The organism is Collinsella sp. CLA-ER-H2, assembly GCF_040092405.1.
In the GTDB taxonomy this organism is placed as follows: Bacteria; Actinomycetota; Coriobacteriia; order Coriobacteriales; family Coriobacteriaceae; genus Collinsella.
In genome coordinates, this window is record NZ_JBBNLO010000015.1 from 1 (window position 1) to 13,337 (window position 13,337).

Genomic DNA, 13,337 nt, shown 5'->3' on the forward strand with positions numbered 1-13,337 from the left:
GACGGAGAATCGAAATGCGGTGGGGTGCGCGGACATACCGGGCTGACCGCCGGAAGCGCACCCGCAGGAGCCCGCGGATATTAGCTTGCCAGGCAAGCGTCGACTAAGCCATGCAGCGTGCGCGGGCCCTCCCGACGGGAAACGAAAAAGCCCGGTTTCAAACCGGGCTCGAACGAACATGCCTATTGACAATGGCTTTCTCATATTACAAAGTGGCCGCCCCCGCGTAAGCGAAGACGGCCATTTCTCACGATGAAAACGTGTATCGGAGTTGGCAAGACCCGCTGCCACGGGTGCCATCCGTGTTCCTATCTTATCTGCAAGCGTTCCGTTGCGCAAGCGTTGCGGCAAACGATTGAAAGACGCAGACAGGATGAATTTGTGTCCGCACGGGCCCGTAGACTTCTCAACTACGTTGTGGATGCTCGCTAATCGGTAATGGAGGCGCACGTGTTTGATGACGATGACCTGTTCGATCTGACAGACGATCCGTTTGAGTGGGATATGCTACTCGATGACGATGAGTTGGAGCAGGACCGTAAGAAGCGGCAGGGCAAGAAGACGCGGGATGACGCTTCGAAAAAGCAGGACAAGCGTCGCCGAGGTCTGTTCGGCGGGCTCTTTGGGTGACTGTCTCATCGCCGCGTCTGTATACTAAACAGGTCTTATACGCGTTGCGAAATGAGGACAGAGACGATGATGTGGTTTACCGCCGACCTGCACCTGGGCGATACGAATATCTTGCACGACATGGATCGACCGTTTGATTCGGTCGAGGAGATGAACCGCAAGGTCATCGATGCCATCAATGAGTGCGTGGCTGTGGACGACCGCCTCTATATCTTGGGAGACTTTACCTATCGTTTGCCCCTGGCGGAGGCGGTGCGCCTGCGCGAGCGCATCGAATGTCAGAACGTAACGCTCATCCGCGGTAACCATGACGGCGACTGGGAAGATCCAGACGCGCCGCACATTTGGGATGAGGTGCGCGATTATCTGGAGGTCGCCCCCGGTTACGCGAAGGGCCATCGCCTGGTAATGAGCCATTACCCCATGCTCAGCTGGAACGGCAAGGCGCGTGGCGCCATCATGTTGCACGGGCATATCCACAGCAGGGGAGACCGCACCAACGCGCGCAACCGCGATCGCGAGCGCCCCATCTTTCGCTATGATGTCGGCCTCGATGCCAACGAGTACAAGCCCGTAAGCCGTGACCAAATCCTAGGCTTCTTTGGACTGTAGCTGTAAGTGCAGGTAGAATGAACGCGCCGCGCGGATGGTCTGTGCGGCGCGTTTCAGTAGGAGCGATGAATCCATGAGGGCTATCCAGCGCATTAACCATAACGCTGCCATCTGCGAAGACGGCGCGGGGCGTCAGCTTATCGCGCTGGGTCGTGGTATCGGCTTTGGCGATATGCCGCATGAGGTCGACCTGGATGTCATCACGCGTACCTTTTACGGCATTGATTCAAAGTACCTGGCGTTTATTGATGAGGTCGACCCCGAGGTGCTGGAGTTTTCTGCTCAGCTGGCTGATATCGCAACCGGACAGCTTTCGTACGAATTGAGCCCTAACCTCCCCATTACACTGGCGGACCATATCCAGTTTGCCATTAAGCGCGCCCGCGAACACATGGTGGTGTCGTTGCCGCTCGAGCGCGATCTGGAGCAGCTGCATCCCATCGAATACCGCTTGGGCGAGCTGGCTGTTCGCGGCATCCAGAAAAGCTTCCGTGTGCGTATGCCCCGAAGCGAGGCCGCGGGCATTGCCATGTCGATTGTCAACGCATCGGTTAAGCCGAGCGAGCGGCGCGTGCTTGCCGAGCAGCACGAGGAGCGACTGCTCGATATGACGGTCGCGATTATTCAAGAAGAGTTGGGTGTGACGGTCGATCGCTCGTCGTTCGCCTTTGCCCGCTTTGCCACTCATGTGCGCTATCTGCTCGACCGCGTGGCAAAGAAAGAGCCGATCGATACCGAGAACTCCGGTCTTTACGACGTGCTCGTGGAGCAGTATCCGGCGGCATCGCGTTGCGCTCACCGTGTCGACGATCTGATTCAAGAGACCTTTGGCGAGCCATTGGCCCAAGAGGAGCTCGTCTATCTGATCATGCATGTGAATCGCGTGGCTTCTGTCCACTCGGATAAATAGGCTCTCTGGTATTTCCTTTCCGTCATGGCGACCGTTCGCGGGTCGTTTGCTACCGTTCGTCGGTAATCTGAGCCGCAACGAACGCATCTGCCGCATATACTCGCCGTGTGTTGGGTGTTACTCACGGCGCAGCTCCGAGAGGCACTACCGATTCTGCCGAGACCATAATTGGGTCTCTGCCGGTTGTGCGCGGGGCTTTTTTCATGTCGATCCACCCGGGAATCACATGCAAATCAATCTCTTGCCAACTGATATCGCGCGCTGCGCAGGCGCGAGCGGAATCGTGCGTCTTGGCGCCGTGAAGTCCCACGGCCTTTAGTTGGAAGAGAAGGGATTCGACATGGCTGTCGATAACAAGAAGATTGCCGAGGACGTGCTTGCTGCCGTCGGCGGCGCCTCCAATGTGACGAACGCAACGCACTGCATGACCCGCCTGCGTCTGAACCTCAAGGATCAGTCCGTTCCCAATGACGATGAAGTAAAGAAGATCAAGGGTGTGCTGGGCGCACAGTGGTCTGGTGGCCAGTATCAGGTCATCATTGGCCAGAACGTGCCGAAGGTCTATGACGCCGCCATTTCGCTGGGCGTTAAGGGCGAAGGCTCCATTGACGAGAATCTCGATGACGGCACCAAGGAGCCACTGACGGTCAAGACTGCGGGCAAGAAGGCCCTTAACTACCTGTCCAAGACAATGTGCATGACGATCCCCATTATCATGGGCGCCGCCATGTTCCGCACACTTGCCGTACTTTGCGGCGACGGCATGCTCGGTATCTGGTCTGCTGATTCCGACATCTACAACTTCTTCTACAACTGGATTTACAACGCAGGCTATTATTTCCTCCCTGTTTATCTGGGTTGGGCTGCCGCAAAGCAGCTCGGCTGCAGCCAGCCGCTCGGCATGATGCTCGGCGGCGTGCTCATTGCCCCCGAGTTCATGACGTTGGTCAACGCCGCTGCGGATTCTGGTGCTACGACCACGATGGTTTACGGCGTGCTCCCGGCTCAGCTGAACAACTATTCTGCGACCGTGCTCCCCATGCTGCTGTCTATGCCGGTGCTGATGGTCGTCGAGAAGTTCATGAAGAAGATCATCCCCGACATGCTCTCCACGGTGTTTGTGCCCGTGTGCACCATGGCTGTGATGACCCCCGTTTCCCTGTGCGCCCTAGCTCCGATTGGTTCCATTCTGGGCGACCTGGTCGGCAACTTTATGTTCGGCCTCGGAAACGCTGGCGGCATCGTCACGATCCTCTCCCTCGTCGCCATTGCCGCGCTTTGGGAGTTCCTGGTTATGACCGGTATGCACCAGGTTCTGATTGCCCTCGGCATTGTGCAGGTGCTCACCTCAGGGTCTGACTCCTGCGTTATGGTCGCGGGTGCTATCGCTCAGTTCGCCACGTGGGGCATGGCCTTCGGTGCCTTCCTGCGCCTTAAGGAGGTCGACGAAAAGGGCGCTATGCTTGGTTTCTCGCTCTCCGGCATTGTCGGTGGCGTGACGGAGCCCGCGCTGTATGGCTGCGGCTTTAAGTATACTCGCTGCCTGGGTGCCATGGTCGCGGGCGGCGCTATCGGCGGCCTGATCGCGGCTCTCACTAATGTGACCACGTATGTTTTGGGCGCAACTAATATCCTTGGTATTACAGGTTATGTTGCAGGCGGAACTGCTAATCTCGTATGGGGCTGCGTTGCATCGGGCACTGCATTTGTTGCCGCCGCTGCCATCGCCTACTTCTTTGGCTTTACCAAGGAGCAGCTCGACGAAGACGCTGCTGCCGCCAAAGCCTAAAGCATCCGTTCGGTAGGACAATTATCTGGGGCACTTGGCTGCGCTTCAAGTGTCCCTTTCCGTAGATGGGGGTCAATATGAAGCAATTGCTCATTCGTGCCGACGATATCGGTTATTCGTATGCCGTTAACCTGGGGATTGCCCGCAGTATCAATGAGGGCCTGGTGCGCTCGGCGGGACTTATGCCCAATATGCCCGAGGCCGAGCGTGGCTGGTCGCTCGTGGCGGATGTCGGCATTGCGGTGGGTCAGCATACCAACGTGTGCCTGGGCAAGCCGTGTGCCGACCCGGCGCTCATTCCGAGCATGCTCAACGAGAACGGCGAGTTCCATAGCAGCCGTACCTTCCGCGATCATTTTAAGCGCGGCGAGGAGTTGATAGACTTCGACGAGGCCTGCATCGAGATCCGCGCGCAGCATGACCGCTTTGTCGAGATCGTGGGCCGCGAGCCCGATTACTTTGAGGCCCATGCCGTCATGAGCAAAAACCTTAACCGAGCGATCTCGGCGGTTGCTCAGGAGCTGGGCCTTAAGGAGCAAAAGGCGAGCTTCGACCCCGCGGCTGTGGTGCATTGCGGAGATACTGATCTGCGCATGGTGATGCGCTCGATGGAGCCGGGCTACGAGCCCAAAGAGGTAATCATGCAGACGGTTCGCGAGATGGTGGACGGCGAGACGGTCGTCTTTGTGTGCCATCCGGGCTATCTCGATCGTTTTATCCTGGAGAACAGCTCGCTCACGACCGACCGCACCAAGGAAGTCGATGCGCTGATCGACCCCGAGCTTCGCACTTGGCTTGAGTCTCAACCTGATCTTCGCCTGATCGACTACCGCGACCTGTAAGGACCCAAGTCACCACAAAGGGGACAGTCGCCTTTGTGGTGGTTCTGGCGCCGTTGCCATTATGGCGGCGGCGTCTTTTTTGTCCGTGCGGCGCGGTAGAGTGTAGGCGGTTGAAATATGCGTCCATCGAGGAGCTGCCATGAACGAGATCAAGTGCCCGCATTGCGGCGAAGTTTTTAAGGTCGATGCGTCCGGTTATGCGGATATCGTCAAGCAGGTGCGCGATGCCGAGTTCTCGCGCGACCTGGATGAGCGCGTGAAGGCGGTCCAGCGCGAGGGCGAGCAGGCACTGGAGCTTGAGCGCTCGCGCTCGACGGCTGCTTTGCAAAAGGCGGAGTCTCAGCGCGACGCTCAGCTTGTCGAGCAGAAGAACGCTGCAGCCCAGCAGCTGGCGCAAGAACTCGCCAAGCGCGATGCGGAGCTTGCCGAGCTGCACGCCAAGCTCGAGGGCGCTGCCGCGGAGCGCGAGAGCGCAAGCCAGCGCGCGGCGGTTGAAGCCCGCGCCGACGCTCAGAAGGAGAATGCCGAGCTTCAGCGCGAGATCGACAATTTACGTGCGCAGTTGGAGCGCAAAGATGATGAAGCCAGGCTTGCCGAGGCGGCGGCACGCAATGCTGCTCAAAACGACCTGTCCGCGCGCGACGCTCAGATTGCCGAGCTGCAGGCCAGGATCGCCGCGGCGGACAAGGCCCAGGAGATGGCGCTTGCCGCTGCCGCGGCAGAGTCGCAGCGTGAGCTCGATGCCGCTCGCAGCGAGGCCGAGCGCGCGCTTACTGACTATCGCGCGAAGGTGCAAGAGAAGTTTTCCGCCGCAAAGGCTCAGTCCGAGCAAGAGGCCGAGGGCCTGCGTGCCCAGCTGCGCGAGCAGGAACTGATGGCAAAAATGAACCTGTCAGAGGCGGTCGCCGCGGCGGAGCGAGAGCGCGATGAGGCACGTGCCAAACTGACGAGCGAGCTGGCGGTGCGCGATTCTCGCGAGGAGCAAGCCAAGGCGGCACACGAGCTCGAGCTTGCGCAGGCCAAGCGCGCGAGCGATGACCTGATTCGCTACAAGGATGAAGAGATTGAGCGCCTTAAGGACATGAAGGTTCGCCTGTCCACCAAGATGGTGGGCGAGTCGCTCGAGCAGCACTGCGAGACCGAGTTTAACCGTCTGCGCATGACGGCGTTTCCCAATGCGTACTTCGAGAAAGATAACGATGCATCCGAGGGCACCAAGGGAGACTTCATTTTCCGTGAGTGCGACGCGAGCGGCAACGAGGTCATTTCGATTATGTTCGAGATGAAAAACGAGAACGACGAGACCGCGACCAAGCATAAAAACGAGGACTTCTTTAAGAAACTCGATCACGATCGTCGCCAGAAAGGCTGTGAGTACGCGGTGCTCTGCACGCTGCTCGAGCCCGAGAGCGAGCTTTACAACGCGGGAATCGTGGACGTGAGCTATCGCTACGAGAAGATGTATGTGATCCGCCCGCAGTTCTTCATTCCCATCATTACGCTGCTACGCAATGCCGCCATGGGTTCGCTTCGCTATAAGCAGGAGCTGGCGGAGTACAAGCAGCAGAATATCGATGTCACGAACTTCGAAGCCAAGATGGAGAAGTTCAAGAACGATTTCGGCCGCAACTACGAGATCGCGAGCCGCAAGTTCCAAACGGCAATCGATGAAATCGACAAGACGATTAGCCATCTGCAGAAAACCAAGGAGGCGTTGCTGTCCTCCGAGAACAATCTGCGCCTTGCCAACAAGAAAGCCGACGATCTTACCATTCGCAAGCTCACGTGGGGCAACAAGACCATGAAAGCAGCGTTTGACGAGGCGCGCGGGGCCGCGACAGAGACGAACGATGAGCCAGCCGAGGCGGATTCGTATGAGGTCGAGGATGCCGAGTAGGGGATAGCGTATCGCGCAAAAAGCGGGGCCGCTGGCGATGTTGCCAGCGACCCCGCTTTGTTTCGTCCCATTGCGCCCGGCTAGTCCTCGAGCAGGTCCTCGATAAAGCCGACACGGTAGTTCTTGAAGATTACCTCGCCGCCGTCTTGCGTGGCGTCCAGATCGACATCGCCCATGATGCCAAAATCGTGGTCGCCATCCTCGTCGGCAAAGATCTGGTGCACGTGCCATACGTGCGCGGTCTTCTCGTCGGACTCGTCGATGGAGAACATCGCGGCGCTGCGGGCATCTCCGTCGGTGAGGATTTCCTCGTGCTGCTCGTGGTAAGCGTCGAGTGCTTTTTGCCAGCGGATCTCGCTCATGCCCCAGTCGTCGTCGAGCTCGCCCAGGTCGCGAACGTGCTCGCGGGCGGCAAGGGTCACGCGGCGGAAGAGCGCGTTGCGCACCAACAGCGTGCAGCCGCGGCAGTCCGCCACGACCTCGTCGATGTCCTGCGGCGGCGCAGCATCGAGGGCTGCCGGGTTGCCGGCGTTCTCCCACTCGTCCACCAGGCTCGAGTCCACCGAGCGCACCACAAAGCCGAGCCACGAGATAATGTCGCGCAGACGCTCGTCGCGCTTCTCGATGGGCACGGTGCGGTTGAGCGAACGGTAGGCCTCTGCCAGGTAACGCAGCAAAATGCCCTCGGAGCGGGCGATGCCGAGCTTTTGAATGTAACCCTTAAAATCGCTCGCGCTTTCCAGCATATCGCGCAGGACGCTTTTGGGAGAGAGCTGGTAGTCGTTTGCCCAGGGCACTTCCTGGCAGTACTTGTCGAAGGCGGCGTCGAGCAAGTCCTCGAGCGGTTTTTCGTAGGTGACATCCTGGATGCGCTCCAGGCGTTCCTCATATTCGACGCCGTCAGCCTTCATTTCGGCCATCGCGCGGTCGCGTGCTGCGCGCTCCTGAGCGCGCAGCACCTGCTTGGGATCCTCGAGCGTTGCCTCGACCATCGAGATTAGGTCCATGGTATAGGTCTCGCTCTCGGGATCGAGCAGCTCCAACGCGGCAAGCAAAAACGGCGAGAGCGGCTGGTCGAGCGCAAAGTCCTCGGGCAGGTCGACCGTCAGTGCGTAGTCGATGTCCGGCGCGGCGTCAGCCGGAGCGTCGGGTGCGGGCGGCACCTCGGTGCGCACGACGACGCCGGAATCGATGAGCGTGGCGAAGATCTCGTCGGCACGAACCTCGAGCTTAGCCTTTTCCTCGGGGGTCTGCAGGCTCGTCTCGATGAGGTCGTGTACGCGGGCTCGGGCATCGCCACCCTGCTCGACCACGCTAATCACCATGGAGTGCGTGATGCGCAGGCGCGGCTTGAGTGTCTCGGGCTGCGTCTCGATCAGGCGCTCGAACGTCTGCTTGTTCCAGGTGACAAAGCCCTCGGGGGCCTTCTTCTTTTTAATCTTGCGGAGCTTTTTGGGGTCGTCGCCCGCCTTGGCCATAAGCTTGGCATTCTCGATCTCGTGCTCGGGTGCCTCGGCGATGACCATGCCCTCGGTATCGAAGCCCGAGCGGCCGGCACGACCGGCAATCTGATGGAACTCGCGGGCGCGCAGACGACGCATCTTGTAGCCATCGAACTTGGTGAGCGCGGTGAGCACCACGGTGTGGATGGGCACGTTGATACCGACGCCGAGCGTATCGGTGCCGCAGATGACGGGTAGCAGGCCCTGCTGCGCCAAGCGCTCGACCAGCAGGCGGTAGCGCGGCAACATGCCAGCATGGTGCACGCCGACGCCGCAGCCGAGCAGGCGCTTGAGGATCTTGCCGAAGGCCGTCGAGAAGCTCGTGCCCTTGGCCGCTTCCTTGATGGCCTCGCGCTGCTCCTTGCTGGCAATGCCAAAGTTGGCGAGGGATTGCGCCGTCGCAAGTGCGGCATCCTGGCTAAAGTGCACGATGTAGAGCGGGGCCTCGCCGCGACGCATCGCGAGCTCGACCGTGCCCTCGAGGGAGGTCGTCACATAGTCGTAGCTCAGCGGAACAGGACGCGGGGCGTCGACAACCAAGTCGCAAGCAGCGCCGGTGTGCTCCTCGAGTGAGGTGGCGATGGCAGTGACATCGCCGAGCGTGGCACTCATGAGCATAAACTGCGTATGGGGCAGGGTGAGCAGCGGCACCTGCCAGGCCCAGCCGCGGTCGGGGTCGGCAAAGTAGTGGAACTCGTCCATGGCCACGCAGCCCACGTCGGCGTCCTCGCCCTCGCGGAGCGCATCGTTGGCAAGGATTTCGGCCGTGCAGCAGATGACGGGTGCCTTGGTGTTGATATGCGTGTCGCCGGTGATCATGCCGACGTTATCGCGGCCGAGTACCTGTACCAGGTCGAAGAACTTCTCGCTGACCAGAGCCTTGATAGGAGCCGTGTAATAGCAGCGCTTGCCCTGCGCCATGCCCATAAAGAGCATGCCCAGCGCGACGAGCGATTTACCCGATCCGGTCGGTGTTCCCAAAATGACGTGATCGCCGGCAGCCAGGTCCATGAGGGCCTCTTCTTGGTGATCCCACAGTCCAATGCCACGGTCGCTCGTCCATTCAAAGAAGCGTTCGAAAGCCTGATCAGGCGTGAGCCATGGTTCGGGCTCGCTACCATCCTCGGGCTCCCACCAGGTGGGGGAGAGCGCACCGAGCGAGCCAAACTCGGCTTCGGTTCCCGTGCCGCCCGAGAATGAGCTGGCGGCGCCGACGCCGGAGACGGTGCTGGCGGCGGTATCTGTCGTGGTCTGTGCCATGTGGTTGCTTTCTCTCGCGATTGTCCGCCAACTATTATGGCGTAGCGGCGCCGCGGGGCGCCAGCGCGCGAGAAAATGCAGGAAATGGGCGCGTGAAGTTAGTGCTCTTGCGGCAGGCGCTTCTTGCCTTTGCGGGCGCGGTTTCTAAAGTTCTCGACGGCTTCTTCCATGCCCAGAGGTACATAGGTGAGCTCATCGAGGTTATCGGGCAGGTAGCAGGCAAGGCTTTGCTCCTGCGCGCGGCCTACTGTGAGCTGTTCGTCGGTTGGCTGCGCTCCGGGCGTGGCGCAAATGCCATAGACGACGGCACCCATCTCGCGCGTGCGGCATTCATATTCGGTCTCGGGATGCTCGGGATGGTCGCGGCGGACGTCGCCACTTACCCAAAGCGTGTCGTAGCCTGCCGCGGCAAACTGTCCCAGGGCGTAATCGCGCAATGGCTTGCTGTCGGTGCGCAGCGTGACGGTGGCGTCGGCTGCAAAGAGCGGGCGATAGAGCATTAGATGGTCGACATGGACGAGTCGTTTTTTGGCGTACTTGGCCTTGGGCTGCGGCGTGGGAAAGTTAATGGTAATGGCATCGAGCTCGCCTGCGGCAAACAGCTGCGGCAGCGATGCGGCGCCTCGGGGCAGGACGAGTGCGTTGGACAGCTCCTGCTCGCAGATTTTCTGTGCGGCATAGGCGATGCAGATGGGCTCCTGGTCCATACCGATAAAGAGGGTGTTTGGCTCGTGGGCCGCGCGCTCTACAAGGTACGTTCCCTTGCCACAGCCAAGATCCAGGTGAAGGTGTTCGAAGGGCTTGCAGCCAACTGGCGCGCAAGCCTCGCGCCAATCTCCGGCATAGGCCTCGGGGTTCGTCTCAATCGCATCGGCGTAGCGCTCCAGGCGCTCCTCGAGCACAAAGTTCTTAGGCGTGCGAACGTGGACGGCTCCCATGAGGCTCCTTGGTTATAAGTATGGAACGTATAGCTGCACGTTCCGTCAATGGGTTGAAAAAGGGTGGGCATGGTTTGCCCGAAAGATGCGGTGCGGCTCGGCGGCGAGTCGCCGATACCTACAGGCGCTTGAGAATCACATAGCGGTTGAGCTCGCCGCTGCGACCGTCGGCATGGAAACGCTCAAGCTCGCGCACGGGGACCTCGCCGCTCTTGTAGAACGTACGGACGCCGCGCACCAGGTCGGTGATCTGCTGATCATCAAAGTGATGGCAATAACGGTAGGCGTGACGGTCGTTTTGCCAGCCAATGAGGTGGTCGCCGGCTTCAAACTGCGCGGAATCGTAGCCCTCAAACGGCGGGGTGAGCTCGGCGCGGGCTTCGGCTCGAACGGCCTTGCGCGCCATGCGCTCGTCGTTCATAAACTCCCAAAAGCTGATGCCGATGATGCCGCCCGGGCGCGTCTGGCGTACCAGGGCGTCGAGCACGCGTACGCGGTACTCGCACGACGGCACGTGGTGCATAAAGCCAAAGCAGACCGAGATATCGGCGAGCGGGGCATCGAAAAGCACATCGGGCGTCTCGGCGGGGTTGAGCTTCATGAGGGCGTCGAGCGCATCGAGTTCCTGGAAGTGCAGGTTGGGAATGCGCAGGGCGTGGCCGTGGGCGTCTATTGCCAAATCTTGGCACGAGTCGACACCATAGAACTCAAACGGGCAGCTGGCATCTGCCGAGGGGTTTGCGCCGTCGACGCCCTTGGCGGCAAGTGCCCCGCCGGCGGCAAAGTTCTCGAATCGCATATTGCCGCAGGCAAGGTCGAAGACGCGGACGGGATGCTCGATCGTGGCCACATCGAGCTGCTCGAGCGCGATGTCCATGGTGCGCACCCAGCCGGGCCACGGGGCTTGGCGCGTATCGGAAAAGGAAGCGGAGTGCTCGCGATAGAACGTATTGTTGAGCTGGATGAGCGATGATGCGAAATCGCGGTTCACGGCGCGGAACTCCCTCCGATGGCGGTGCGGAATAAACAGTACGACCATACTACCGTTAACGCCGCAACGGGGACAACCGAGCTGTGGGTCATTGCTTTGTTTGGACACATTTCCGCAGCTCATATGTGCCCGCAACCGCCGGTTGTCAAAAATCTCACTAGAATAGGTGGCATGATTTTGGCGGTGGCGGATAGATTTTTAACTGTGCAAGGCGCCTTAAGAACAAAAACGGTCCGGCGGCACGGCTGGCATCGCATAGGAGGAACCATGAATGTAGAAACTGCTCAGCGGCTCGCCGACCTTCGCCGCAGCAAGGGCTTTAGCCAAGAAGGATTGGCGCGAAAGCTGGGACTGTCACGCCAAGCGGTCAGTAAATGGGAACGCGCGGAGAGCTCGCCCGATACCGAGAACCTGATTTCGCTCGCCAAGCTCTATGGTGTGAGTCTGGATGAGCTGCTCAATCCGAGCGATGAGATCGAGGACGATATCGAGTTTGAGAACGAGGACCGCGCCCGTCAGCGCGAGGCCGAGGCGGCGGAGCGTGCCCGTACCCACGAGGCGGCGGCACGCGCTACCGAGGCGGCAACGCAGGCGAGTGATGCTGCGGCCAAGGCGGCGCAAGCGGCAAGCTGGAGTGCACAGGCCGCCAATGCGGCGACGGCGCAGGTGACGGGCGGTGGCGCGGCCGGCCCGACTCCGGTGAAGGGTCCGTTCCAGTCGTTCCCGTATTGGGCCGTGTGCTGGCTGCTGTTCTTTTTACTGATGTTCCTGTTTGGTGCCGGTCCCTTTGCCGCGCTGATCTTCTTCACGATTCCCATCTATCGCTGGGTGGCGCGTGCGCTCGATGGTGATTGGGCGCGCGGGGATATTCAGGTTGGTCCGGCGTCGGTGGCGATCAAGGCCCAGGGGAAGGATACTTCTGCGGAACCTGATGCTGGTGTGGCTACCGCGGCCACCGCTGAGCCATGTGCCAAAGAGGGTGACGAATGATGAAGCTTTCGCATGAATCCAAGCTGCGCCTGGGCGTCGGCATCGGAGCGTTTGTACTGATTATCGGGCTTGTTTTTGGCGTTTCGCGGACTTTGATTCATTTTGATGGCCCGTGGGATCTCGACGATGTTATACCCGGCTTGTCCGGTATGGACGATGTGGTTGATGACGACGATTTTATGAACGATGGCGGTAACTATTCCGCTCGGCCTCAGCAGCTTTCGTGTACGACCTTTGATGCCGATGAGTTTCGCTACCTCGATTTCGATATCGATGCGGCTACGGTGGACGTCAAGGTTGTTGATGGTAACAAGGCTCGCGTTATCGAGCGGGGACGCGTTGCCAATGGTATGGATGCCTCCAAGGCCGCGACGCAGAACATCGCATCCGTCGAGGACTCGACGCTCAAGGTTTCCCAGTTTGGAAGTGATGACGGTAAGGCAATCGATCGCTCAGTTACGGTCGAGCTGCCGCGCCGTGTTGCCGAACATCTGAAGGGAGTCAACGCGCACGTGGGCTCGGGTGATCTGCAGATTGCCGGTGTCACCTGTGATGGTTTCGACCTTTTCCTGGGTGCGGGAGATGTAGAGTTTGCGGGCAGCGTGACTGATGCGCTCAGTGCTGAGGTCGGTTCGGGCGATGTGACGTTCGAGCTCTACCAGGCCCCCGCGAAGTCGATGGACGTGAGTGTGGGCTCGGGCGATGTGGAGATGATGGTTCCGAACTCGACGGGCTTTAAGGCAAGCCTTACCTTGGGCAGCGGCGACTTCGAGAGCGATTTCCTTCCGCTTGGCTACGACGGCGAGACCATTTTGAATCTTGAATTCGATAACGGCGATAAGTCTGCTACGTATCGTTTTGAGGTCGGTTCGGGCGACATGTCATTTGATTCAGAGTGACGGGCGGTTATCGAAGACTTATATACCATAGCTGCGCTGTTTGATGGAGGCGCCGGAGCCGTGACGGGCTCCGGCAC

11 protein-coding genes are annotated in these 13,337 nt (G+C 59.9%); 8 read left to right on the forward strand and 3 right to left on the reverse strand.

The features are described from left to right. The first annotated feature begins 450 nt into the window (after positions 1-450). The 6 genes from AAAX59_RS05620 (at position 451) to AAAX59_RS05645 (ending at position 6,680) form a co-directional block, all read left to right on the forward strand. The gene (locus tag AAAX59_RS05620; RefSeq protein WP_117563521.1) at positions 451-630 is read left to right on the forward strand and encodes a hypothetical protein; all 180 of its coding nucleotides are present in this window, start codon (positions 451-453) and stop codon (positions 628-630) included. 66 nt (positions 631-696) lie between these two features. After that, positions 697-1,242: a metallophosphoesterase gene (locus tag AAAX59_RS05625; RefSeq protein ID WP_349071051.1), complete on the forward strand. Its 546-nt coding sequence runs from the start codon at positions 697-699 to the stop codon at positions 1,240-1,242. 73 nt (positions 1,243-1,315) lie between these two features. Further along, complete coding sequence (locus tag AAAX59_RS05630) at positions 1,316-2,152, forward strand: PRD domain-containing protein (protein ID WP_158548887.1); 837 nt, start codon at positions 1,316-1,318, stop codon at positions 2,150-2,152. A 340-nt stretch (positions 2,153-2,492) separates the two neighbouring features. After that, complete coding sequence (locus AAAX59_RS05635) at positions 2,493-3,941, forward strand: PTS transporter subunit EIIC (protein WP_349071052.1); 1,449 nt, start codon at positions 2,493-2,495, stop codon at positions 3,939-3,941. 77 nt (positions 3,942-4,018) lie between these two features. Further along, positions 4,019-4,783: a ChbG/HpnK family deacetylase gene (locus AAAX59_RS05640; protein WP_117799923.1), complete on the forward strand. Its 765-nt coding sequence runs from the start codon at positions 4,019-4,021 to the stop codon at positions 4,781-4,783. Between the two features lie 139 nt (positions 4,784-4,922). After that, the gene (locus AAAX59_RS05645; protein ID WP_349071053.1) at positions 4,923-6,680 is read left to right on the forward strand and encodes a DUF2130 domain-containing protein; all 1,758 of its coding nucleotides are present in this window, start codon (positions 4,923-4,925) and stop codon (positions 6,678-6,680) included. Positions 6,681-6,760: 80 nt separating this feature from the next. On the opposite strand, the gene AAAX59_RS05650 is transcribed toward AAAX59_RS05645, so the two are convergent. The 3 genes from AAAX59_RS05650 to AAAX59_RS05660 all read right to left on the reverse strand — a co-directional run bounded on the left by AAAX59_RS05650 (position 6,761) and on the right by AAAX59_RS05660 (position 11,371). Then, complete coding sequence (locus AAAX59_RS05650) at positions 6,761-9,442, reverse strand: DUF3516 domain-containing protein (protein WP_349071054.1); 2,682 nt, start codon at positions 9,440-9,442, stop codon at positions 6,761-6,763. Positions 9,443-9,540: 98 nt separating this feature from the next. Next, the gene (locus tag AAAX59_RS05655) at positions 9,541-10,380 is read right to left on the reverse strand and encodes a methyltransferase (RefSeq protein ID WP_349071055.1); all 840 of its coding nucleotides are present in this window, start codon (positions 10,378-10,380) and stop codon (positions 9,541-9,543) included. Positions 10,381-10,498: 118 nt separating this feature from the next. Further along, on the reverse strand, positions 10,499-11,371 hold the full coding sequence (locus AAAX59_RS05660; protein ID WP_349071056.1) for a class I SAM-dependent methyltransferase: 873 nt from the start codon (positions 11,369-11,371) through the stop codon (positions 10,499-10,501). A gap of 267 nt (positions 11,372-11,638) precedes the next feature. Between AAAX59_RS05660 and AAAX59_RS05665 the strand changes: the two genes are divergently transcribed. Both AAAX59_RS05665 and AAAX59_RS05670 read left to right on the forward strand, forming a co-directional pair. Beyond that, a complete protein-coding gene (locus tag AAAX59_RS05665) occupies positions 11,639-12,361 on the forward strand; it encodes a helix-turn-helix transcriptional regulator (protein WP_349071057.1) in 723 nt (240 codons plus the stop codon). Continuing rightward, positions 12,358-13,260: a DUF4097 family beta strand repeat-containing protein gene (locus tag AAAX59_RS05670; RefSeq protein WP_349071058.1), complete on the forward strand. Its 903-nt coding sequence runs from the start codon at positions 12,358-12,360 to the stop codon at positions 13,258-13,260. Before AAAX59_RS05665 ends, AAAX59_RS05670 begins: the two co-directional genes overlap by 4 nt. Positions 13,261-13,337: the final 77 nt, after the last annotated feature.